The 20,812-nt window shown below is 60.3% G+C and carries 23 protein-coding genes; 11 read left to right on the top strand and 12 right to left on the bottom strand.

Annotation, left to right across the window (positions count from 1 at the left end; translation table 11 throughout):
• Positions 1–71 precede the first annotated feature (71 nt).
• The gene (locus A7J50_RS15800; protein ID WP_064450124.1) at positions 72–1,265 is read left to right on the top strand and encodes an IS4 family transposase; all 1,194 of its coding nucleotides are present in this window, start codon (positions 72–74) and stop codon (positions 1,263–1,265) included.
• A 138-nt stretch (positions 1,266–1,403) separates the two neighbouring features.
• The gene (locus tag A7J50_RS30745; RefSeq protein WP_082895903.1) at positions 1,404–1,760 is read left to right on the top strand and encodes a hypothetical protein; all 357 of its coding nucleotides are present in this window, start codon (positions 1,404–1,406) and stop codon (positions 1,758–1,760) included.
• Between the two features lie 373 nt (positions 1,761–2,133).
• Here A7J50_RS30745 and A7J50_RS15795 read toward each other — a convergent pair whose 3' ends face one another.
• The 3 genes from A7J50_RS15795 to A7J50_RS15785 all read right to left on the bottom strand — a co-directional run bounded on the left by A7J50_RS15795 (position 2,134) and on the right by A7J50_RS15785 (position 4,164).
• The gene (locus A7J50_RS15795) at positions 2,134–2,436 is read right to left on the bottom strand and encodes a DUF6124 family protein (RefSeq protein ID WP_128592265.1); all 303 of its coding nucleotides are present in this window, start codon (positions 2,434–2,436) and stop codon (positions 2,134–2,136) included.
• Positions 2,437–2,737: 301 nt separating this feature from the next.
• The gene (yghX, locus tag A7J50_RS15790) at positions 2,738–3,625 is read right to left on the bottom strand and encodes a YghX family hydrolase (protein WP_064452658.1); all 888 of its coding nucleotides are present in this window, start codon (positions 3,623–3,625) and stop codon (positions 2,738–2,740) included.
• A gap of 44 nt (positions 3,626–3,669) precedes the next feature.
• Positions 3,670–4,164, bottom strand: a complete 495-nt coding sequence (locus tag A7J50_RS15785) for a PaaI family thioesterase (protein ID WP_064452657.1) — start codon at positions 4,162–4,164, stop codon at positions 3,670–3,672.
• 122 nt (positions 4,165–4,286) lie between these two features.
• Between A7J50_RS15785 and A7J50_RS15780 the strand changes: the two genes are divergently transcribed.
• Positions 4,287–4,853, top strand: a complete 567-nt coding sequence (locus tag A7J50_RS15780) for a YceI family protein (protein ID WP_064452656.1) — start codon at positions 4,287–4,289, stop codon at positions 4,851–4,853.
• A gap of 5 nt (positions 4,854–4,858) precedes the next feature.
• Here A7J50_RS15780 and A7J50_RS15775 read toward each other — a convergent pair whose 3' ends face one another.
• On the bottom strand, positions 4,859–5,749 hold the full coding sequence (locus A7J50_RS15775) for a DMT family transporter (RefSeq protein WP_064452655.1): 891 nt from the start codon (positions 5,747–5,749) through the stop codon (positions 4,859–4,861).
• 88 nt (positions 5,750–5,837) lie between these two features.
• Here A7J50_RS15775 and A7J50_RS15770 point away from each other — a divergent pair, with 88 nt between their 5' ends.
• Positions 5,838–7,163 (top strand): PLP-dependent aminotransferase family protein, encoded by a 1,326-nt coding sequence (locus A7J50_RS15770; protein ID WP_064452654.1) that lies wholly within the window; start codon positions 5,838–5,840, stop codon positions 7,161–7,163.
• 28 nt (positions 7,164–7,191) lie between these two features.
• On the opposite strand, the gene A7J50_RS15765 is transcribed toward A7J50_RS15770, so the two are convergent.
• Positions 7,192–7,623, bottom strand: coding sequence for a nuclear transport factor 2 family protein (locus tag A7J50_RS15765; RefSeq protein ID WP_064452653.1), 432 nt, complete (start codon positions 7,621–7,623; stop codon positions 7,192–7,194).
• Between the two features lie 257 nt (positions 7,624–7,880).
• Here A7J50_RS15765 and A7J50_RS15760 point away from each other — a divergent pair, with 257 nt between their 5' ends.
• The 3 genes from A7J50_RS15760 to A7J50_RS15750 are packed head-to-tail and all read left to right on the top strand — an operon-like array spanning position 7,881 to position 9,323.
• Positions 7,881–8,099: a DUF6434 domain-containing protein gene (locus tag A7J50_RS15760; protein WP_064452652.1), complete on the top strand. Its 219-nt coding sequence runs from the start codon at positions 7,881–7,883 to the stop codon at positions 8,097–8,099.
• Positions 8,096–8,566: a RidA family protein gene (locus A7J50_RS15755; protein WP_064452651.1), complete on the top strand. Its 471-nt coding sequence runs from the start codon at positions 8,096–8,098 to the stop codon at positions 8,564–8,566. The genes A7J50_RS15760 and A7J50_RS15755 overlap by 4 nt, the downstream gene beginning before the upstream one ends.
• A gap of 19 nt (positions 8,567–8,585) precedes the next feature.
• Positions 8,586–9,323 carry a CPBP family intramembrane glutamic endopeptidase gene (locus tag A7J50_RS15750; protein ID WP_064452650.1) on the top strand — a complete coding sequence of 246 codons (738 nt, stop codon included), beginning with the start codon at positions 8,586–8,588 and terminating at the stop codon, positions 9,321–9,323.
• A 559-nt stretch (positions 9,324–9,882) separates the two neighbouring features.
• Here A7J50_RS15750 and A7J50_RS15745 read toward each other — a convergent pair.
• Together A7J50_RS15745 and A7J50_RS15740 are read right to left on the bottom strand one after the other, a co-directional pair.
• A complete protein-coding gene (locus A7J50_RS15745; RefSeq protein ID WP_082895902.1) occupies positions 9,883–11,583 on the bottom strand; it encodes an amidase in 1,701 nt (566 codons plus the stop codon).
• Positions 11,584–11,638: 55 nt separating this feature from the next.
• Positions 11,639–12,427 (bottom strand): helix-turn-helix domain-containing protein, encoded by a 789-nt coding sequence (locus A7J50_RS15740; RefSeq protein WP_064452648.1) that lies wholly within the window; start codon positions 12,425–12,427, stop codon positions 11,639–11,641.
• 83 nt (positions 12,428–12,510) lie between these two features.
• Here A7J50_RS15740 and A7J50_RS15735 point away from each other — a divergent pair, with 83 nt between their 5' ends.
• Complete coding sequence (locus A7J50_RS15735) at positions 12,511–12,816, top strand: DUF2834 domain-containing protein (protein WP_064452647.1); 306 nt, start codon at positions 12,511–12,513, stop codon at positions 12,814–12,816.
• On the top strand, positions 12,809–13,231 hold the full coding sequence (locus A7J50_RS15730) for an MAPEG family protein (RefSeq protein WP_064452646.1): 423 nt from the start codon (positions 12,809–12,811) through the stop codon (positions 13,229–13,231). The genes A7J50_RS15735 and A7J50_RS15730 overlap by 8 nt, the downstream gene beginning before the upstream one ends.
• A 130-nt stretch (positions 13,232–13,361) precedes the next feature.
• On the opposite strand, the gene A7J50_RS15725 is transcribed toward A7J50_RS15730, so the two are convergent.
• On the bottom strand, positions 13,362–14,570 hold the full coding sequence (locus A7J50_RS15725; RefSeq protein ID WP_064452645.1) for an MFS transporter: 1,209 nt from the start codon (positions 14,568–14,570) through the stop codon (positions 13,362–13,364).
• 96 nt (positions 14,571–14,666) lie between these two features.
• Between A7J50_RS15725 and A7J50_RS15720 the strand changes: the two genes are divergently transcribed.
• Positions 14,667–15,488, top strand: coding sequence for an AraC family transcriptional regulator (locus A7J50_RS15720; protein WP_064452644.1), 822 nt, complete (start codon positions 14,667–14,669; stop codon positions 15,486–15,488).
• On the opposite strand, the gene A7J50_RS15715 is transcribed toward A7J50_RS15720, so the two are convergent.
• Both A7J50_RS15715 and A7J50_RS15710 read right to left on the bottom strand, forming a co-directional pair.
• Positions 15,481–16,668 (bottom strand): MFS transporter, encoded by a 1,188-nt coding sequence (locus A7J50_RS15715; RefSeq protein WP_064452643.1) that lies wholly within the window; start codon positions 16,666–16,668, stop codon positions 15,481–15,483. The two genes, A7J50_RS15720 and A7J50_RS15715, sit on opposite strands and share 8 nt — an antisense overlap.
• Positions 16,668–17,690: an alpha/beta hydrolase gene (locus A7J50_RS15710; RefSeq protein WP_064452642.1), complete on the bottom strand. Its 1,023-nt coding sequence runs from the start codon at positions 17,688–17,690 to the stop codon at positions 16,668–16,670. Before A7J50_RS15710 ends, A7J50_RS15715 begins: the two co-directional genes overlap by 1 nt.
• 166 nt (positions 17,691–17,856) lie before the next feature.
• On the opposite strand from A7J50_RS15710, the gene A7J50_RS15705 reads away from it, so the two are divergent.
• On the top strand, positions 17,857–18,774 hold the full coding sequence (locus A7J50_RS15705) for an AraC family transcriptional regulator (protein ID WP_064452641.1): 918 nt from the start codon (positions 17,857–17,859) through the stop codon (positions 18,772–18,774).
• On the opposite strand, the gene A7J50_RS15700 is transcribed toward A7J50_RS15705, so the two are convergent.
• Entirely contained in the window at positions 18,749–19,255 is a 507-nt protein-coding gene (locus A7J50_RS15700) for a GAF domain-containing protein (protein ID WP_064452640.1), read from the bottom strand. The two genes, A7J50_RS15705 and A7J50_RS15700, sit on opposite strands and share 26 nt — an antisense overlap.
• Before the next feature lie 51 nt (positions 19,256–19,306).
• Positions 19,307–20,809, bottom strand: coding sequence for a glycine betaine/L-proline transporter ProP (proP, locus tag A7J50_RS15695; RefSeq protein ID WP_064452639.1), 1,503 nt, complete (start codon positions 20,807–20,809; stop codon positions 19,307–19,309).
• Between the last annotated feature and the right edge of the window lie 3 nt (positions 20,810–20,812).

The raw sequence follows: 20,812 nt of genomic DNA, 5'->3' as shown, positions 1-20,812 counted from the left end.
TTGGAATATTGAAGAGGCCTGCATGAGTCGGCAACTTGGTTTGCACCACACAAAAACAAGAACCCGAACCCATGCAGGCCATCCGATTTTTACACAGAGCGCTCGCTCAAGCACTGCCTTCAATCCATTCTCGCCGCCTGACAACGCTGATGAGTTGTGTCAGTTCGTTACTGCAAGGCCGTCGCCTGACGCTGACAGCGCTGGGACGTTTTATGCCAGGGCAGGCGTATCCAAAACATGCGATCAAGCGAGTGGACCGATTGTTGGGTAATCAACACTTGAGAGCAGAGCGGCCATTGTTCTACTGGGCGATGCTGCGGGCGTTGTTGGGCTCCTTGAAGCACCCTTTAATCTTGGTCGACTGGTCGAGAATTGATGCCTCTGGCGACGCCTTTTTGTTGAGAGCCGCAGTCCCGCTTGCGGGACGCTCGTTTCCTATTTATGAAAGCGTTCATGAGCGCGAGAGTTGCCCCAAATATCAAAGTCGACTGCTCAAAACGTTGGCTGCATTACTACCTGAGGGATGCGTTCCAGTCCTGGTCACTGATGCAGGTTTCCGGCGGCCCTGGATGAAGGCCGTAGCGGCGCAGGGCTGGTATTACGTGGCCCGCATACGAAATCGTGAGCTTTATCGTCGCGAAGAAAATGACTGGCAGCCTGTGAAGAATTTGTACGCTCTGGCCACCTCATCACCTAAGTCGTTAGGCCGTGTCGAGATGACGCGTAGCGCCCCTCACTTCATCGATTTGTACTGCGTCCGCCATTCAGCCAAGGGTCGCAAGCATCAACGCGTCACCGGCTCAATTGCCAGAAGCAAGCTCAGCCGGCAGTCTGCCAGACGTGAGCGTGAACCGTGGTTGCTTGCCAGCAACCTGAAGCAAGAGGAGTGGAATCCAGCAAAAGTCGTGGCGATTTATAAGCGCCGTATGCAGATCGAAGAAGGCTTCCGAGACGTAAAAAGTGAGCACCTGGGATTGGGCCTGAATCTGCATCGAAGCCATTGTCCAAAGCGCATCGAAGTGTTGTTGTTGATTGCCGCTTTGGCCAACTACCTCATCTTCTTAACGGGGTTGCAGGCGCGGGAGAACCAATTGGAGCGGCGCTATCAAAGCAACAGCCTCAAAGAGAGGCGAGTACTTTCATTGTGGCGATTAGGTTTGGAATACTGGCGCAGTTGCACCGATTTTGGTGGCCGAGAACACTTGGAAATATTGGAGCATGCTCTGCGTGATGAGGTGCATCATCAGGCGCAGAGCTTGGAGTAAATTTGTGGGGATCCCTCAGGGTCTGACCCTTATTTTTCACACGATACGAGCCCCCCATGGAAGGCAGTATTTTAGTCCGGTAACTACTTTTGAAAAGAATTCTTCCGGTTGTGTTGTTTTTCCAAAGGATGCGTTGAAATGAAATTAAATATTGTTTTTCCTCGGACGATGGTTACCGAAAGCCTGCTCGCTCAGAGACTAATTCCGTGTGTGTGTAAAATATCAAAACAATTTGAAATATGTTTTTTAGATCCGCTTCCTGAAGTGGCAGGAGTTGTTTCGGAATGGGATCGTTCAGAGCTCGAGTTAAGAGCAATCTCCGGCGTGGGAGGGCAGTATTCGCACTATGCACACGGTCGAGTAACATTAAAGAAAATACAAGCCGACGTTTATCAGATTCTAGATCTTGAAATGTTTTATAGGCTTTTTGGATGGTGCAGTGTCTTAAATGATGGCATCTATGCTCAGCCGGGAAAATTTTGGGATGATGAGTAATAGGCGGAAATGGGGTGAGTTTTTTTGGCGAAGTGGAAAAGTGGGGTCAGGCCCTGAGAGATCTCCACAAACTTACTCCAAGCTCTGCGCTTGATGATGCACCTCATCCGCAGAGCATGCTCCAACAAAAAATGGGGTCAGACCACTATTCTTCTCTATTTTTAGTTCAACTGGTGGTCAGCCATGAGCAGGGCTATCTGAACCATTGTCGGCGGTATGCGTTGGAGCATTGATTCCGACAACAGTGAGTGTCCAATGTGGGAGCTGGTTTGCTTGCGATGCAAACACCTCGGTTTTTCTGACAGACCCAAGTGATGCCATCGCAGGCAAGCCAGCTCCCACCTTTGTTTTGTGCCGTGTCAGGGGCGCTGGCTTATGCCCTGGGCTGCAGGCAATCCAGTGCGCGGTCGGCAAGTGTGCGGGCCATGTCGATCAGGTGCTCGGTTGCACCCGCCATGTGGCGTTGATCGCCGCTCAGGCCTTGGGTGGTGTCGGCAGCGGTGGCCGCAGCACAGCGCAGCAGGTTGCAGATTTGGGCGAGGGCGTCTTCGAAGCTTAGGTCTTGATGCACGGTAAACGATTGCGGTGAAGCGGGTTGCAGATAGTGACTCAGGGCGCGATCAAAGATCTTGCGGTCGGGGGTGAAGCGAGTTGAATCCGAATGGCTTTTGCTCATACATAAGCTCCTGATAAGGGGGCCTACTTGTTCTCAGGTTTCCACTCCTGTTCGCTGATAGGCAGCGACAGAGCGAAGGCTAGCCAGTGGCGTGAGCAGGCGCAAGGCCAAAGGATTGTCTAGGAAACTTCCTGCAAATTAAAGCGATATGGATTGCTGGCCTTTGACCATGCATGGCGAGCGGGCAACACCGATCAAATGTGGGAGCTGGCTTGCCTGCGATAACGCCGGGCCGGCCAGCACATTTGTCACTGGAAGACCGCCATCGCAGGCAAGCCAGCTCCCACCATTCAGATCATGATCAGGCCAGGTATTTGTGGAACCAGCCGAGGGTTCTTTCCCACGCCAGGTTCGCCGCCGCCTCGTCATACCTCGGCGTTGAATCATTATGAAAGCCATGATTGGCGCCTTTGTAGATATACGCCTCATAGGTCGTGCCTGCGGCCTTCAACGCTTTCTCATACGCCGGCCAACCCTCGTTGATCCGCGTATCCAGCTCGCCGTAATGCAGCATGATCGGTACTTTTATGCGTGGCACGTCCTTGGCCTCTGGTTGGCGCCCATAGAACGACACCGCCGCACCCAGTTCCGGATAGGCCACCGCCGCCGCATTGGTCACGCCGCCGCCATAACAGAAGCCGGTGATCCCGACTTTGCCGGTGCTGCTGTCGTGGTGCATCAGCCATTCGATGGCGGCGAAGAAGTCGTTCATGAGTTTTTCGGGGTCGACTTTCTGTTGCAGCTCTACGCCTTTTTCATCGTTGCCGGGGTAGCCGCCCACTGAGGTGAGGCCGTCGGGTGCCAGGGCGATGAAGCCGGCTTTGGCCAGGCGGCGGGCGACGTCTTCGATGTAGGGGTTCAAGCCTCGGTTTTCGTGGACAACCACCACGGCGGGCAGTTTGCCGCTGGCTTTGGCCGGGCGCACGAGGTAGCCGCGCACGGTGCCGTTGCCTTTGGGCGAGGGGTAGGTGATGTAGTCGGCGATGATGTCCGGGTCGGTGAATTTGACTTGTTCGGCCAGCGCATAGTTGGGGCTCAGTGCCGCCAGCAGCGCGGAGGCGGTGAGGCCACCGAAGGTGAACAACGCGGCGCGGTCGAGAAATTCGCGGCGGTTGAGCTTGCCGTGGGCGTAGCCGTCATAGAGTTCCAGCAGTTCGGGGGCAAAGTCTTTCGCGGTGAGACGAGTCATCGGAGCAGTCCTCGATTAGCAGTGGCATTCAATGTAGACCAGGATCAGCCTTCGCGGCCATGGGCGGCGGCAGCCAATTGGCCGGTGTCGACGCGCACAAAGACCGAGTCGCCGATGGCCGTGAGCACGTCACCGGCGTACACCTCACAGACCACGCGGCTTTTGCGCCCCACGTCACCCTCGACCCGTGCGCGCAGGCTCAGCGTTACGCCCATCGGCGTCGGCTTGATAAATTTGATCCCCAGGTTGCCGGTCACGCAGTCGATGCGCGGCAGGCTGCCGGGCGTGCGTTGCTCCGCGCGATAGTGGTAGGCCATGGCGGTCCAGTTGGAATGGCAGTCCACCAGCATGGCGATCAGGCCGCCGTAGACCAGGTCGGGCCAGCCGCTGTATTTGGCGTCCGGCTGATGCTTGGCAATCACATGGACGCCATCGATGTCCCAACGGCTTTTGATGTGCAGGCCGTGCGGGTTGCTGCCGCCGCAGCCGTAGCAGATGCCTTCCGGCGCGGTGGTGTCCTGCAGAGACGGGGTGTGCATGCAAAGTCCTTATTGTTCTGGGGCGACTACTCTGTTTAACAGGACAAACGCCTGATGGGAATAAATCCATGGCGTGGCGTGTAAGCTCAGCACGCGTGTTCTTTTCTCCTGCGGAGTTTTCCATGAAGCGTCGAACGCACCCGGTCGTCATGCTGGCTCTGGTTGTGGGTTGGTTTTCCAATGCCCAGGCCGTGGAGTACAAAGACGTCAACCGCACGGCCAGCCAGATCAGCTTTACCTTCCAGCAATTCGGGCAGCGGGTGTACGGCACCTTCAGCGACTTTGAGGGCAGCCTGACCTTCGATACGCAAAAGCCCGAGGCGGCGCACGCATTGCTGAAGATCCAGCTCGCCAGTATCGATGCCGGCAGCCAGGACGCCAACACCCAGTTGCAGCAACCGGCGTGGTTCGACACCGCAGCCTATCCGGTGGGCGTGTATGAATCCAACGGTGCCCGCGCGCTGGGGGGCAACCGCTACAGGATCACCGGCAACCTGACGATCAAGGGCATTACGCGGCCGGTCAATATTGAGGTCGTGCTCAAGGAGCAAAGCGGTATCGGCGTGTTCGACGGTGAGTTCATCCTCAACCGCGACGACTTCAAAATTGGTGAGGGCGAGTGGGCCGGCAACAGCGTGGTGTCCAACGGCATCAACATCAAATTCAAGATGGTCGCGCCACAACGCTAGGGCCGTTAACGGGCGAACCGCTTCGCGCCGGCCACGCAGCCGATCACTGCGACCGTCACCAGCACCATGCCCAGGCTGACCGGCTCATGCAGCAGGCCCGCCGCCAATGCCAGCCCGAAGAACGGTTGCAGCAACTGCAACTGGCCGACGGCGGCAATGCCGCCTTGGGCCAGGCCGCGATACCAGAACACAAAGCCGATCAGCATGCTGAACAGTGCCACATAACCCAGGCTCAGCCAGGCCGGCAGGCTGATGCCGGTCAGGGTCGAAGGCGCCAGGATCAGGCTCAAGGGCGCCACCACCGGCAGCGACACCACCAACGCCCAGCAGATCACCTGCCAGCCACCCAAGCTGCGCGACAGCTTGGCGCCTTCGGCATAACCCAGGCCACAGGCCAACACCGCCAACAGCATAAGCACGTCACCGGCGGGGGCGGCGCTCAAGCCTTGGGCCACGGCGTAGCCCATCACCAGCAGGCTGCCCAGGCTCGAAAATAACCAGAACACCGGGCGCGGACGCTCGCCGCCGCGCAGCACGCCAAACACTGCGGTGGCGAGGGGCAGTAAGCCGATAAACACAATGGAATGTGCGGAAGTGACGTACTGCAAGGCCAGGGCGGTGAGCAAAGGAAAGCCGATCACGACGCCGAGGGCCACAATCACCAGGGGCAGCCATTGATTGCGCGCGGGGCGCTTCGCCTGGAACAGCCGCAGCAGGCATAACCCCAGCACGGCGGCGAGGGTGGCGCGGATCATGGTCAGGAACACCGGGTCGAATTCCATCACCGCCAAGCGTGTGGCCGGCAATGAACCGCTGAAAATCACGACGCCGATAAAACCGTTGATCCACCCTTGGGCGCTGCTGTCGAGGGGGTTGAGCGCTGAGGTACGTTCCATGGGCTGTGCTCGAAAGGAGGGGTTGCGTGACGGGCATCCTAGGGTCGAATATCAGCACAATCAAAAAATTGTCATGGATACATCGTCTATGCCGCGCGCCCGCTATAAGTCGCTGGTCGACACCTTTGCCGAGGACATCCGCAGCGGGGTTTTGCCGCCCGGCACGCGCCTGCCCACCCACCGGCAATTGGCCGTTGACCACCGCCTGGCACTGGTGACCGCGAGCCGGGTGTACGCCGAACTTGAGGCCATGGGCCTGGTCAGCGGTGAAACCGGCCGTGGCACGTTTGTGCGCGAGATCGCGTTGCCGCCTGGGCAGGGCAGTGGGCAGATGAACGTCGCGACGGGGATGCTCGACCTTAACTTCAACTACCCGTCGCTGCCGGGGCAGGCGGAGCTGTTGCGCACGGCTTTGCGCCAACTGGCGTTATCGGGCGACCTGGAAGCGTTGCTGCGTTACCAGCCCCATGCCGGCCGTTTGCATGAGCGCGCGGCCATGGCTCGCCACCTGTTGATCCGAGGGCTGGCGGTGGAGGCCGAGCAGGTGCTGGTGGTCAGCGGGGCCCAGCACGGTTTGGCGGTGGCGATGATGGCGTTGCTCAAGCCAGGGGATGTGATCGCCGTCGACGCGTTGACGTATTCGGGGTTCAAGGTGCTGGCGGAAACCTTGCACTTGGAAATCGTCGCAATCGCGGTCACTGCCCACGGCCCGGACCTGGCGGCTTTGCAACGCCTGTGTCGCCAGCGGCCGGTGCGCGCCGTGTACAGCATGCCGACCCTGCATAACCCGTTGGGCTGGGTGATGAGCCTGGAGCAACGAACACAACTGGTGGCCATCGCCCGCCAGCACCACCTGATGGTGATCGAGGATGCGGCCTACGCGTACCTGGCCGAGGACGCACCGCCGCCACTGGCGGCCCTGGCGCCTGAACGCACGGTGTACGTCGGCGGGCTGTCCAAGAGTGTCGCCACCGGCTTGCGCGTCGGTTTTGTTGCGGCGCCTGTGGCATGGGTAAAGGCGATTGAACGCACCATCATGGCCACCACCTGGAACGTGCCCGGGGTGATGAGCGCAATTGCTGTCGCCTGGATCGAGGACGGCACCGTCGCACGCCTGGAAGCGCAAAAGCGCCAGGATGCCCAGGCGCGACAAGCCTTGGCCGCGCAGGTGTTGGCCGGGGTGCATTACATCAGCCACCCCTCGTCGTATTTTTTGTGGTTGCCGCTGCAAGAAGAGGCGCGGGCCGATCAGGTCGCCATGACCCTGCAACGCGAGGGCATTTCGGTGTCCACCGCCGAGCCGTTTGCCGTCTCGGCGAGCGTGCCGCATGCGCTGCGCCTGGCGCTGGGCTCGGTGGACATGACGGCGCTGCGCACGGCGCTGGTGCGCGTGCGCAGAGTGGTGCAGTGGTGAGCCGAGCTTGGGCGGCTCACCGCCGTCATCAGTATTTGTACGCTTGACGCCCGATCAGCAGCCACTTGCCTTTTTGCTTCTGCCAGACCTGAAAGTTGTCGATGTCGGTCGGCACGTCGACGCCGCTGTTCACGGCCAGCGCGTGAAAGTGGTTGCGCACCAGGGCGGTGTCGCCTTGCAGGGTGATGGTCTGGTTCTGCATTTCGAGGGTCTTGAAGGCGCTGGTGTGGGTTTCCAGATCGGCGATGAATTGCGCCTTGTCCTGCACTTTGCCACTGGAGTGACCGTAGGTGAGTTTGTCGGACGTCAGCGCGTGAAGCTGTTTGAGGTCCAGGTGCAGCATGGCTTGGGTCAGTTGGTCGACCGCTTGAGCCACATCCTTTTCAGCGGCGGCAGGCGCCGCTGCGACATAACCGGAAAACAGGCACAGAAAACCGATCAGCACTTTGACGTTTGGCATGGGTGTTTCCTTATTGTTGTTGGGGGCGCAACGACCACTTTAGTCGTCGTACAACCATGCAATATTTTCGTCTGGGAAGGAAAGTGAAATTTTTAAAAGTCTTAAAAAGTTAAGGCCTAAAGGCTTCATGGAAATAAGACTGTCTTATACGACGTCCCAACACATCAAATAAGCGCCAAGGCATGCGCTTGCCACTTCCTGCACCAGTAGCACATCGCTATGCTACTGCCGAAACAACAACTCGCCCGAGGTGCAAAATGGATTTTGACTGGCACAGCGGCGTCATGACCCGCGCCACCCCGGTGACGCCACACTATAAAAATACCCAGAAAGTTCGCCGATTCATGCTTGAACACTGCGGCTCGGCGTTCAAGTTCGACCGGCCGTTGATGGCCTGGATTCGCAACGACATCCCCAAGACGCTGGGCGATGTGGTGGATGAATGGCAACGTCGCCAGGAGGATTCACGCGTATGACACCGGATCAGAAATACCAGGCCGCGCAAGAGCGCATCGGCTATCTATTGGAAACATTCAAAATCGGCGGCAACTACACGCCGCTGGTGCGCGACGGTAACCACCTATACATCAGTGGCCAGATTCCCCGTGTCGGCGACACCATCGTGCTGCCGGGCAAAGTCGGTGAAAGCCTGACCCTGGCCCAGGCGCAAATCGCTGCGAGTATCAGCGCATTGCGTTGCCTGGGGTTGCTCAAGCAGGCCTTGGGTTCGCTGGATCAGGTCAAGGCAATCCCGCGCATTGCGGTGTACGTGCGCAGCGCTGAAGATTTCGACCAGCAGAGCGAAGTGGCCAATGCGGCCTCCGACCTGCTGCATGAAATCCTCGGTGCCGCCGGGGCGCATACACGGACATCGGTTGGTGTGATGCAGTTGCCAAAATCAGCGGCGGTTGAAATCGAAATGCTGGCCATTGCTCACGCTTAACCTGCGGGAATAACCGTTGATGATTACCTCAGGCATGGTGGTGCTGGTCAACTACGCACGCTACCTGGCACCCGGCGTGCTGCTGTTTGGCTTGTGGTTTGCGCTTACGCCCAAAGCGTTGTCCGCGGTACGCATCCTTATCTTGCTGATGGCATTTGTATTGCTGCGTGATGCGATGACGCCGTTGGGCATCTGGTCGTTGAGCGGCGATGTGCAGATTGCATTCAGCGGCAATGCCTTTGTGTTGGCGGCGCTGGGTGGTTTTTCGCTGCTGTTGATAGCGCTGCTTGCACGGATAGCACCGGAGCTGTGGCAGTGGGTGCGCTGGTCCATCGGCAACCCGACGGTTGGCCTGGCTGTCGCGCTGGCCGTGGGCTGCTTGATCGGCGTGCCGTTGCGGGTTTACCAAGGCATCGAGGCGTCCGCGATCCACGGCTACTGGGTGTGGCTGCCGGGCATGGTGGTATTGGCGTATGGCGCCAATGCGTTGGAGGAGGTGCTGTTTCGCGGCTTTTTACAGGGCTATCTGGAGCAGCAGGTCACCCCGTTGCGGGCGGCGTTGATCAGCGGCGTGGCCTTTGCAGCCTGTCATGCTTTCCTGGCCTTAAGCGTCACCCAATTGGGCTGGCCGGTGTTGCTGTTTACCCTGATCGAAAGCCTGGCGTGCGCGCTGGTGCGCATGCGTTATGGCGTGTTGCCGGCGACGATCGCCCATGGCACCGCGATCCTGCTGATTGCCGTGCCCTACATGGCCTGATCCGAAACACAGCTCCCACCTGGCTCGACTTGAAATACAGTCAACCTGTGGCAGCGGGCTTGCTCGCGAAGACGGTGTGTCAGTCACCAGATGCATCACCTGACACTCCGCTTTCGCGAGCAAGCCCGCTCCCACAGGTTGATCGCGTTCAGGCCGTTGTGGCGCTGCATGCCCTGATCTAAAACACAGCTCCCACCGAGCTCGACTTGAAATACAGTCAAAATGTGGGAGCGGGCTTGCTCGCGAAGACGGTGTGTCAGTCACCTGATGCATCGCCTGACACTTCGCTTTCGCGAGCACGCCCGCTCCCACAGGTTGATCGCGTTCAGGCCGTTGTGGCGCTGCATGCCCTGATCTAAAACACAGCTCCCACCGAGCTCGACTTGAAATACAGTCAAAATGTGGGAGCGGGCTTGCTCGCGAAGACGGTGTGTCAGTCACCAGATGCATCACCTGACACTCCGCTTTCGCGAGCAAGCCCGCTCCCCCAGGTTGATCGCGTTTAGGCCGTTGTGGCTCTACATGGCTTGATGTGAAATACAGCCAGCTCCCACAACTTCTATAGCGGCGGTGTGCGCGGCGGAATCAGGCGTTTGCTGCCGGTGGCTTCATACGCGCTGGCCAAGCTCAGCAGCGCCGAGTCATCGTATGCCCTGCCGGCAAAGGTCAGCCCGACCGGCATGCCGATGTCCGCCATCACGCCCATCGGCACGGTCACGGTGGGCACACCCAGGTGACGGATCGCGAGGTTGCCGTTAGCGACCCAGACACCGTTGCTCCAGGCAATATCGGCAGAGGCTTCGTTGACATCGGCATCCGCCGGGCCGACATCGGCCACGGTGGGGAACAGCACGGCGTCGAGCCCCAGGTTGTCCATCCAGTCTTCCAGGTCCAGGCGCCGGGTCTGCTCCAGGCCACGCAGGCCATCCGGTACGGTGCTGATCTCGTTCCACGGCGTAATGCCGCGTTCGGCCATGTGCACGTATTCATCCATGCCGGCGGCCAGGTCATCTTCACGGTTGGGCAGGGTGCCAGGGTCGTGGGGGAAGATCTTCGGCCCATCGACGTCCGCCAGGCGGTTCAGTGCTGGATCGCCATTGGCGCGCAGGAAGTCATCGAAGGCCCAGGCCGACAGTTCCCACAATTCATCGTGCAGGAACTCCTTGGACACCAGGCCGCGAGTAAACACCGTCGGCGCGCCGGGGCGGTCGCCTTCGCAATTGGACACCAGCGGGAAGTCCACCTCGATGACTTCGGCACCGGCGGCTTCGAGTGCCTGGCGTGCGGCGTGCCACAGGTCGATGACGCTGGCCCGGGTGTTGATCTTTTGCCCGGTCGGCCCGCCGATCCCGGGCTTTTCGCTGGTGCCGGCCTCGGGGTCAGCGTTGATGTACATGCGCGGCACGCCCAAACGTTTACCGGCGAGGGCTTGGCTATTGACGGCCAGCTCGGCGTACGACGCCGGGCGCACCGAGGCCACGCTCGGGATCGGCACCCAGGGTTGCAGGCGCCACAGGTCGCCACGGGTGTCGGGGTCTTCGGCGACGACCACGTCGAGCACTTCCAGCAGGTCAGCCATGGTGCGCGCATACGGCACCACGACGTCCATGGTTGGCGTCAGCGGCCAGTTGCCGCGCACCGAAATCACCCCACGGGAAGGGGTGTAGGCGCACAGGCCATTGTTGGAGGCCGGGCCACGCCCGCTTGACCAGGTTTCTTCCGCCACGCCGAATGCCGCGAAGCTGGCCGCCGTGGCGGTGCCGGCGCCGTTGGACGAGCCGGAAGCGAATGGCGCGGTGAGGTAGTCGGCGTTATACGGGCTTTCGGCACGGCCATAAACCCCGCGTTGCATCCCGCCATTGGCCATCGGCGGCATGTTGGTCTTGCCCAGGCAGATGGCGCCGCCGGCCCGCAGGCGTTCGATCGTGAACGCATCGCGCTGCGCGACCAGCTTGGCGAAGGCCGGGCTGCCCGAAGCTGCCGTCAGGCCCTTGACCAGGTAGCTGTCCTTGGCGGTATAGGGAATGCCGTCCAATGGCCCCAGGGTTTTGCCCTGTGCCCGGCGCGCATCGGACGCCTCTGCTTCTTTGAGGGCCTCGGGGTTGCGCACGACGACGGCGTTCAACGCGGTTACGGTCTGTGGGCCGTCATAGGCATCGATCCGCGCCAGGTACGCCTTGACCAGTTCAACGGCAGTGGTCTGGCCGGCTTCAAGCGCCGCGCGCAATTGGGCAATGGAGACTTCGGTAACTTGCATCACGTTTTTTTCGCCGCCTTCAAGTGGGAGGTATGGCGGCAGTCTACGGACAGATATTTCACAAAACCAGCGCCGCATAATCCGCGTAGGCAGCGCGCATGACTTGCCACGTGGGCTCATCGGCGGGAATCAGATGTTCGATACGCAGCGAGGTCAGGGTGATGTCCTGGGGCATGCCGAAGGTGGTGAAGGTCGACAGGAAGTTCAGCTCGCCGTGGGGCGAACGGATGCGCGTCAGCACCAGCGGCGGCATTTCCCTGGGCAGTTCGGTGCTGGCGGGTGTCGGTAAACTCGCCAGCAACGTCGCCAGGGCCGGGTTGCTCAGTGCCTCACGGCTTGCGCGTTGCCAGGCCAGGGTGCGGATCTCTTCGGCATTGAGCAGGTGGTCACCCAACCCGCCGCGTTGCAGCAAAGTTGTCAGCAGGTTCAGCCCGTCAGCGGCATCTTGCTTGAGCCCCACCTGTTCAAACAACAGCCCGGCGCTGGCATTCGCCGCCAGCACTTGCCACTCGCTGCCCAGCAGAATCGCCGGGGCGGGGTTGTTGGCGTGCAGCACATGGCTGACCGCTTCGCGAATGGCGGCCATGGCTGGCGAGGCGAGTGGGGTGGCGGTGTAGCGTGGGGCGTAGCCGGCGGCGAGGAATACGCGGTTGCACTGCTCAAGCGGTGCGTCCAGCGCCGTGAGTAACGTGTGCAGCGTGCCTGGGCTCGGCTTGGCGCGGCCGGTTTCGAGGCAACTGAGGTGGCGTTGCGAAACGCCGGTGATCAGCGCCAGGTCCAGCTGGCTCAGCCTGGCGTGGCGACGCAATTGGCGCAGGTGTTCGCCGGCGGTAGAGGGGGCGTCCATGGCGTAATGATGACCTCCGAGGTCATTGCGAGAGGCACGACCATATCACTATCGTGAGCCTCGATCACGTCAAGGAACAGACCATGCAAACACCCTATATCGCCTGGGCCGGCTTGCTCGGATTTTCGCTGTATACCCTGGCCACACTGCTCACGGCTGAACAATCGCTGCTGGCCTTCGGTTGGGAATTGATGTCCCGGCCGGACACCGCGCAGGTGGTGATCGACCTGTACCTGATGGCAGTGCTGGCGTGTGTGTGGATGTACCGGGATGCGCGCAAGCGAGGGCGCGAGGCGGTGTCACTGTGGCCCTATTTCTTACTGACGGCGGTGTTCGTTTCGGTGGGGCCGTTGCTCTATATCGTGGTGAATGGGGACCGAAATGAATGACCTGTTGAGTGTCTACGCAATCTGCGTGCTGGTGCTGTGCCTGAAGATGTTTGCGATCTCCTGCTATCAGGGGTTCTTCCGAATTCGTGGGCTGGCGTTCACCAATGTTGAAGATGCAGCGCTCTTCAGCCGCGCCGCGCGATCAGAGGAGCTGGCGCCCGTCAGTCGAGCGAAACAGGCCTGGGCCAATGACTTGGAGAACATTCCGCTGTTTTTTGCAGTGGGTGGGTTATGCGTGGCGCTGGGCAGTGCCGAGGTTGTCACTGGCTGGCTATTTGGGTGTTTTACCCTGGCCCGGGTGGCGCACACGGTAACCTATCTGACGGGGCTTCAGCCCTGGCGCACGCTGACGTACGCAGTGGGCGTGGTTTGTCTGTTCGGGCTGGGCAGCCAGGTGGTTGCCAGGCTGATATGAACCACGGTTTTCGTGGCAAGAGAGCGTGCTTGAGATGGCGGCATGGCAGCCCTGTCAAGGAACACCCTTCAGCATCCCCATGCCTGGCGCTGGGGCGCATGTGCGCCAAGCGCCAGGCATGATTGACCGGTCAGACGCCTTTGGTCGAGGGCAGCAATACCGTGAGGATGCCCGTCAGCGGCAGAAACGAGCAGATCTTGTAGACGTACTCGATGCCATGGTTATCGGCGAGCAAGCCCAACAGCGCGGCGCCGATCCCGCTGAAACCGAACATCAGGCCGAAGAAAATACCGGCAATCATCCCCACATTGCCCGGCACCAGTTCCTGGGCGAAGACCACGATAGCGGAGAAGGCCGAGGCGATGATAAAGCCGATCACCACGCTGAGCACCGCGGTCCAGAACAGGTCGACATAGGGCAGCGCCAGGGTGAAGGGCGCGGCGCCGAGGATCGAGAACCAGATGACTTTCTTGCGGCCGATCTTGTCGCCGATAGGGCCGCCGGCAAAGGTGCCGACCGCTACCGCGCCAAGGAACAGGAACAGGTACATCTGCGAACTGGCCACCGACAGCTGGAACTTTTCGATCAGGTAGAAGGTGAAGTAGCTGGTCAGGCTGGTCATGTAGAAGTATTTGGAAAACACCAGCAGCGCCAGTACCACCAGGGCAAACGTCACGCGTCCTTTGGACAAACCATGGGTGGCTTTACCGCCTTGCTTGAGCTTGAACAGGTTGAGGTGGTGACGGTACCAGCGGCTCAATCCATACAGCACCAGAATCGCAAAAACCGCGAACAGCCCGAACCAGGCAATGTGGGTTTGGCCGTAGGGAATGATGATCGCCGCCGCGAGCAACGGGCCGAAAGCGCTGCCGGTGTTGCCGCCGACCTGGAAGGTCGATTGCGCCAGGCCGTAGCGGCCGCCGGAAGCCAGACGGGCCACGCGGGAGGTTTCCGGGTGGAAGGTCGACGAGCCGACACCGACCAGCGCCGCCGCCAGCAGTATCGCCGGGAACGTGCCGACAAACGCCAGCATCAGAATGCCGATCAAGGTGCACACCATGCCCGCCGGCAGCAGCCAGGGTTTGGGATGGCGGTCGGTGTGGTAGCCGATCCAGGGTTGCAGCAGGGAGGCGGTCAGTTGGAAGGTGAGGGTGATCAGGCCCACCTGGGTGAAGCTCAGCCCGTAATTGGCCTTGAGCATCGGGTAAATCGACGGCAGCACGGCCTGGATCAGGTCATTGATCATGTGCGCCAGGGCGCAGGCGCCGAGAACGCGCATGACCAGCGGGCTTATTTGGGGCGCAGTGGCAGCGGCGGGTGACGCGGTCAGGGTCGACATGCAGGCATTCCATACAAGGCAGCGAACAGGGGCAGCCAGTACGATGCCGGCTGCCCATTTCTAATTGTTTCGGCGTTCATGCTAGATTCGACAAAAATGCCTGTCTCACGAAATTCGGGAGGCAACTGTCGCAAAAAGGGCGAAATGATAAAACCACTGGATTTATTTCTGCAGGAGATCGACGCGGGCGATTGGGCGGTCATCAGTTCCGCCACCGATTATCCCGAGAATTGGGTGATACCCGAACATCGCCACGAGAAGCATCAACTGCTGTACGCCATCGAAGGCGTTATGGTGGTGCACTCGGCGCAGAACCAGTGGACAGTGCCGTCCAGTCGCGGCTTCTGGATGCCCAGCGGGCAAGTCCACTCTTTGCGCTGCGTGGGCACACTGAAGATGCGCAGTGTGTTTGTGCGGCCCGATGCCTTCCCGAACCTGCCGACCGAGACCAAGGCGGTGAGTATCTCGCCGTTGCTGAGCGAGCTGATCAAGGCGTCGGTGAGTTTGAAGCCGCCGTATGCCGAGGATTCGCGTGATGCCAGGATCATGCACTTGATCCTCGACGAACTTGCGATTCTTCCGGCGTTGCCCTTGTCGCTGCCACAGCCCGTCGACCCACGGATCAACCGGGTTTGCCAGGCGCTGCAACACGACCCTGGCGATGCGTCGACGGTCGCTGATTGGAGTGATCGACTGGACCTGGACCAGAAGACCATCCAGCGCCTGTTCCGCAAGGAAACCGGCCTGACCTTCGGCCAATGGCGCCAACAGGCAAGGTTGCTGCTGGCGCTGGAGCGCATTGCGGTGGGGGAGAAGATTATTGATGTCGCCATCGAGTTGGGCTACGAAAGCCCGAGTGCCTTTACCAGCATGTTCAAGAAACAGTTTGGCAAGACACCGAGTCAGTTTTTCAGGTAGTGCGCGTTGCCACACGTGTCACCGAAACACGCCGTGAGGTCAGGTAAGCCAGCAGGCCAGCGACACCCAGCAAACCCGCGCTCAGTTCAAAGGTCGCCCGGTAGCCACTCAGGTCGAACACCACACCCCCAAGCGTGGCGCCGCAGGCAATCGCCAACTGGATAATCGCCACCATCAGTCCGCCTCCCGCCTCGGCATCGTCAGGCAGGACCCGCGACAGCCAGGTCCACCAGCCCACCGGCGCGGCGGTGGCAACCAGGCCCCACAGGCCCAGCAAAACAGTGGTCGCCACCGGCGAACTGCCCCATGCAACCAGCGCCAGGGCAATTGTTGCCATCAATAACGGGATGGCCGTCAGCGCGTGGTACAGGTGGTTTTTCAGAAAACGCTCAATCAGGAACGTCCCGGCAAGCCCGGCCAGGCCGAGTACCAGCAACATCAGTGACAGCATGGAAAGACTGACCTGGGTTACCGTTTCCAGGAACGGGCGCAGGTAAGTGAACAGCATGAACTGGCCCATAAAAAACCCACTGGCGGCCAGCATGCCCAGGGCTACGCGGGGATCCTTCATCAGGCGAAACACATTGCGCGTCTTGACCCTGTCGTCGTGCTTGAGCGAAGGCAGGCTCACCAGCAGCCAGGCGCCGGCCACAACGGCGACCGGGATGACGCAAAAGAACGCGCCACGCCAACCGATCAGCCCGCCGAGAAAGCTGCCCAACGGTGCCGCAATCACGGTCGCCAGCGCGTTGCCGCCGTTGACGATCGCCAAGGCGCGCGGCACCTGCGCCAAAGGCACCAGGCGCATCGCGGTAGCGGCTGACAGTGACCAGAAACCACCAATGGCCACGCCGATCAGCGCGCGACCGAGCATGAATGTCAGATAGTTCGGCGCTAACGCCACCACGGTGCCGGACAGAATCATCAGCGAGGTCAATGCCAGCAGCAGGCGTTTGCGTTCAACCCGCGCTGCGACAGCAGCGATGATCAGACTGGTGAGCAAGGCAAACAACCCGGATACCGAAATGCCCTGGCCAGCCTGGCCTTCAGAGATGTGCAAGTCGCTCGCCAGGGGCGTGAGCAAGCTTACGGGCATGAATTCGGAGGCCACCAGGGCGAATGCCGCCAATGACATCGCGAACACGGCACCCCAGCTGTGCGTATGAGTGTTATCGGACATTACTTCAAGTGGCCTTTGAAAAAGGTGCTGAGCTTGGCAAACGGGATGAGGTCGACCCGGTCGTACAGGTCCACATGGCCGGCACCCGGGATAATCACCAATTCCTTGGGCTCGGCAGCACGCCGATAGGCGTCTTCACTGAACTCGCGGGAGTGGGCGTCGGCGCCGGTAATCAACAACAGCGGGCGCGGGGAGATGGTCTCGATGTCGTTGAACGGGTAGAAATTCATGAACTTCACGTTGCTGGTCAGCGTCGGCCGCGTGGTCGTTTGGGGCGACGCACCGGCCGGGGTAAATTCGCCGCGCGGGGTCCGGTAGAAGTCGTAGAACTCATCGCCCACCGCATCGCCGGTGAGGGTCAGCGGGGTTCCGCCGGTGTAGGCGGTGTTGCCACCCTGGAATTCCACATAGCGCTGGTTGGCGGCCTGGCGAAGCAGCTGTTGGCGCTGCTCCAGTGTCACCCCATGCTTTAGGCCGTTGCGATTGGCCGCCCCCATGTCGTACATGCTGACCGTGGCGATGGCCTTGAGGCGTGGGTCGATCTTGGCGGCAGCGATGGCGAAGCTGCCACTGCCACAGATACCGATAATGCCGATGCGTTCTCGATCAACCAGTGGGCGGGTGCCGAGGTAATCCACGGCGGCGCTGAAGGCTTCGGTGTAGAGATCGGGCAACACCGCGTTGCGCGGCACGCCTGCGCTTTCACCCCAGAACGACAGGTCCAGTGAAAGGGTGACGAAGCCTTGTTCTGCCATTTTGGTCGCGTAAAGGTTTGCGCTCTGTTCTTTGACGGCGCCCATCGGGTGGCCGACTATGATTGCGGCGTTCTTCGAGCCCGAGGCAAAGCCCTTGGGGATGAAGAGATTGCCCGCAACGGGCATGCCGTACTGGTTGTTGAAGGTGACCTTTTCCACCGTCACCTTGTCGCTTGTGTAGAAGTTGTCAGCACCGTTGGACATATCGGCTCCCAGTGAAGAAAAAGACGTGACCAGCACACACAGGGCGAGCAAGAAGCGTTTCATGCGTTGATCCTTGAGGAGGTTGGTGCGCACATTTTCCCGATGGGGGCGGGGCTTCTGTAGTGCGTTCCACTGGATTACTTGCCTGATCCTCTGAGTCTTGCCACATGTCGGGGACGCTCAGGTGCCGACCGGGGTAAAGTTCACTGAAGAGAGGACAGAGCCCGCTATGAAGATCAATCCATCGCCCCTGGACGCGCTGATCCAGTCCATTGGTTCGCGGGTTTCAGCACCTGGCGATTACCCCATGCCCATTCCCGGCCTGGGCTTTTATCGGCGCGAGCAGCCGGCGACGCCGGTGGTATGCATGGTCGAACCCAGCATCGTGTTGGTCGCCCAGGGCGAGAAGCAGCTTTGGGTCGGCGGCGAGGGCTACCCGTATGACACGTCGCGCTTTCTGCTGACCTCGCTGGACATTCCGGCCAACTCAGAGGTGCTGGCCGCCAGCCCGGCGAAACCTTGTCTGGGGCTGACCTTCAAGCTGGATGTGCGCATCCTGGCCGAATTGATCGCCCAGAGTGATATGCCGCCAACCCGTCAACGGGCGGTGATGAAGGGGGTCGGCATCGGCACTGTCACCGAAGGCATGCTGACGGCGTTTGCACGCCTGGTTGCGTTGCTGGATGAGCCTGAGGCGATACCGGTGCTCGCCCCCTTGATTCAGCGCGAGATCCACTATCGGCTGTTGAAGAGCGATCAAGCCGGTCGACTGCGCCAGATCTGCGCCGTGGACGGGCAGGGCTATCGGATTGCCAAGGCGATCGATTGGCTGAAACTCAATTACGACGCGCCGTTGCGCGTGGATGAATTGGCTGCGCGCGTGCAAATGAGCGCCGCCACCTTTCACCATCACTTTCGGCAGCTGACGGCGATGAGCCCGTTGCAGTATCAGAAGTGGTTACGCCTGAACGAGGCGCGGCGCTTGATGTTGAATGAGCATCAGGATGTCTCCAGCGCCGCGTTCAAGGTCGGTTATGAAAGCCCGTCACAGTTCAGCCGTGAGTACAGCCGACTGTTTGGTATGCCGCCCAAGCGCGATATGGCCGCGCTGCGCGGCAAAGTCACTGATCAGCCGCCGTCAAGTTAGCGAAGAAAATACAGCCAATCAGCCGCGCAAACAGGCTGAGGGTTTCCGGCAGATTGGGGTCGTCAAACAGCATCGCCCGCGAATCCAGTGCGCACAGTGCGCCGAACAGGCGGCCGTCGGGCAGGAAGATTGGCGCGCCGGCATAACTCTCGATGGCGTATTGCTTGACCACCGGGCGCGCCGCAAAGCGGCCGTTCCGGCTGACTTGCGGGATGAACAATGTTTGCGGGTTGATGCAGAACTCACTGCACAGGGTGGTTTCCAGGTCGAGTACGTCATCGACATGAATCCCCATTTGCAGCGGGTCATAGGCTGAACACACCACCCATTCCAGATCGGTGAATTTGGCGATACCGGCGAAGCGCATGCCGGTCAGACGGGTGACCAGCTGCAGAATGCTGGTGGTCGCTTCTATTTCGGCGATGGCCGCGCGTTCAGCGGCGCTGAGTAACGAATGTGCTGCGGTGACGCTTGGAATCATGCTGAGCACTCCAATGGCGTGGTGGCGCGAACCACCACGCACGGTCAGGTGTTAGTTAATCCGAGGATGCTGCTGCACCAGGTTCTGGCGCTTGGCTTCGAGTGCGGCAATTTCGGCGTCGATGTCTTCGATCTTCTGCTCGATATTGTCGTGGTGCTCTTGCAGTATCTCCTTGGCTTCTGCCATGTCCGAGGCGGCTGGTGCCGCGCCGCGCAGGGGCTTGTTGGCGGTTTCCTTCATGGTCAGGCCGGTGATCAGGCCGACCACGGCAAACACCATCAGGTAGTAAGCAGGCATGAACAGGTCGTTGGTGCTTTCCACCAGCCAGGCCACCGCCGTCGGGGTCAGGCCGGCGATCAATACCGAGACATTGAACGCACTGGCCAACGCACTGTAGCGCAAGTGAGTGGGGAACATCGCGGGCAGGGTCGAGGCCATGACGCCGATGTAGAAGTTCAGGATCACGGCCAGGATCAGCAAGCCGGCGAAGATCAGGCCGATCTTGCCGCTGGTGATCAGCATGAACGCCGGGATGGCCAAGAACAGCAGGCCGATACTGCCGGCGATGATGAAAGGCTTGCGGCCGATTTTGTCGCTGACAAAACCAATGAACGGTTGCACGAAGAGCATGCCGACCATGATCGCGATGATGATCAGCACGCCGCTGTTTTCTTTGTAATGCAGGTTATGCGAGAGGTAGCTCGGCATATACGTGAGCAGCATGTAATAAGTCACGTTGGTGGCCGCGACGATACCGATGCAGGTCAGCAGGCTGCGCCAGTGCTGGGTGGCCACTTCCTTGAACGATACTTTGGGGCCGTGTGTCAGGCCTTCGCGGTCGCCTTGTTCAAGTTTGTCCATGTGCTGCTGGAAGGCGGGGGTTTCTTCCAGCGCATGGCGCAAATAAAGGCCGATCATGCCCAGGGGCAGGGCGAGGAAGAACGGCAGGCGCCAGCCCCAGGCCTCGAAATCGGCTTCACCCAGTATCGTGGAGATCAGCACGACCACACCGGCGCCGAGCACGAAGCCTGCGATGGAGCCGAAGTCCAGCCAGCTGCCGAGGAACCCGCGTTTACGGTCCGGCGCGTATTCGGCGACAAAGATCGAGGCGCCGGTGTATTCACCGCCCACCGAGAAACCCTGGGCCATTTTGCACAGCAACAACAGGATCGGCGCCCAGATGCCAATCGATGCGTACCCTGGAATCAGGCCGATGGCGAAAGTGCTCAGGGACATGATCACGATGGTCGCGGCGAGGACTTTCTGCCGTCCGTATTTATCGCCCAGGGCGCCGAAGAACAGGCCGCCCAGGGGGCGAATCAGGAAGGGCACGGAGAAGGTGCCCAAGGCCGCGATCATTTGTACGCTGGGCGATGCGTCCGGGAAGAACACCTTGCCGAGCACATAGGCGACAAAACCGTAGACGCCGAAGTCGAACCACTCCATGGCGTTGCCCAGTGCGGCGGCGGTGATCGCCTTGCGCACCTTGGCATCGTCGACAATCGTGATGTCTTTTAATCCAATGGGTTTGACGCTTTTCTTACGTAATTTCATGCG

Origin of the sequence: Pseudomonas antarctica, from assembly GCF_001647715.1 — a bacterium.
GTDB classification, from domain to species: domain Bacteria; phylum Pseudomonadota; class Gammaproteobacteria; order Pseudomonadales; family Pseudomonadaceae; genus Aquipseudomonas; species Aquipseudomonas antarctica_A.
The sequence above is the reverse complement of the archived record's forward strand: the minus strand, read 5'-3'. Positions and strand labels throughout refer to the sequence as shown.

Excerpts from the sequence above, each read along its gene's own strand:
- A7J50_RS15800 (WP_064450124.1), top strand. The coding sequence starts at position 72 with ATGCAGGCCATCCGATTTTTACACAGAGCGCTCGCTCAAGCACTGCCT.
- A7J50_RS30745 (WP_082895903.1), top strand. The coding sequence starts at position 1,404 with ATGAAATTAAATATTGTTTTTCCTCGGACGATGGTTACCGAAAGCCTG.
- A7J50_RS15795 (WP_128592265.1), bottom strand. The coding sequence starts at position 2,436 with ATGAGCAAAAGCCATTCGGATTCAACTCGCTTCACCCCCGACCGCAAG.
- yghX (WP_064452658.1), bottom strand. The coding sequence starts at position 3,625 with ATGACTCGTCTCACCGCGAAAGACTTTGCCCCCGAACTGCTGGAACTC.
- A7J50_RS15785 (WP_064452657.1), bottom strand. The coding sequence starts at position 4,164 with ATGCACACCCCGTCTCTGCAGGACACCACCGCGCCGGAAGGCATCTGC.
- A7J50_RS15780 (WP_064452656.1), top strand. The coding sequence starts at position 4,287 with ATGAAGCGTCGAACGCACCCGGTCGTCATGCTGGCTCTGGTTGTGGGT.
- A7J50_RS15775 (WP_064452655.1), bottom strand. The coding sequence starts at position 5,749 with ATGGAACGTACCTCAGCGCTCAACCCCCTCGACAGCAGCGCCCAAGGG.
- A7J50_RS15770 (WP_064452654.1), top strand. The coding sequence starts at position 5,838 with ATGCCGCGCGCCCGCTATAAGTCGCTGGTCGACACCTTTGCCGAGGAC.
- A7J50_RS15765 (WP_064452653.1), bottom strand. The coding sequence starts at position 7,623 with ATGCCAAACGTCAAAGTGCTGATCGGTTTTCTGTGCCTGTTTTCCGGT.
- A7J50_RS15760 (WP_064452652.1), top strand. The coding sequence starts at position 7,881 with ATGGATTTTGACTGGCACAGCGGCGTCATGACCCGCGCCACCCCGGTG.
- A7J50_RS15755 (WP_064452651.1), top strand. The coding sequence starts at position 8,096 with ATGACACCGGATCAGAAATACCAGGCCGCGCAAGAGCGCATCGGCTAT.
- A7J50_RS15750 (WP_064452650.1), top strand. The coding sequence starts at position 8,586 with ATGATTACCTCAGGCATGGTGGTGCTGGTCAACTACGCACGCTACCTG.
- A7J50_RS15740 (WP_064452648.1), bottom strand. The coding sequence starts at position 12,427 with ATGGACGCCCCCTCTACCGCCGGCGAACACCTGCGCCAATTGCGTCGC.
- A7J50_RS15735 (WP_064452647.1), top strand. The coding sequence starts at position 12,511 with ATGCAAACACCCTATATCGCCTGGGCCGGCTTGCTCGGATTTTCGCTG.
- A7J50_RS15730 (WP_064452646.1), top strand. The coding sequence starts at position 12,809 with ATGAATGACCTGTTGAGTGTCTACGCAATCTGCGTGCTGGTGCTGTGC.
- A7J50_RS15725 (WP_064452645.1), bottom strand. The coding sequence starts at position 14,570 with ATGTCGACCCTGACCGCGTCACCCGCCGCTGCCACTGCGCCCCAAATA.
- A7J50_RS15720 (WP_064452644.1), top strand. The coding sequence starts at position 14,667 with ATGCCTGTCTCACGAAATTCGGGAGGCAACTGTCGCAAAAAGGGCGAA.
- A7J50_RS15715 (WP_064452643.1), bottom strand. The coding sequence starts at position 16,668 with ATGTCCGATAACACTCATACGCACAGCTGGGGTGCCGTGTTCGCGATG.
- A7J50_RS15710 (WP_064452642.1), bottom strand. The coding sequence starts at position 17,690 with ATGAAACGCTTCTTGCTCGCCCTGTGTGTGCTGGTCACGTCTTTTTCT.
- A7J50_RS15705 (WP_064452641.1), top strand. The coding sequence starts at position 17,857 with ATGAAGATCAATCCATCGCCCCTGGACGCGCTGATCCAGTCCATTGGT.
- A7J50_RS15700 (WP_064452640.1), bottom strand. The coding sequence starts at position 19,255 with ATGATTCCAAGCGTCACCGCAGCACATTCGTTACTCAGCGCCGCTGAA.
- proP (WP_064452639.1), bottom strand. The coding sequence starts at position 20,809 with ATGAAATTACGTAAGAAAAGCGTCAAACCCATTGGATTAAAAGACATC.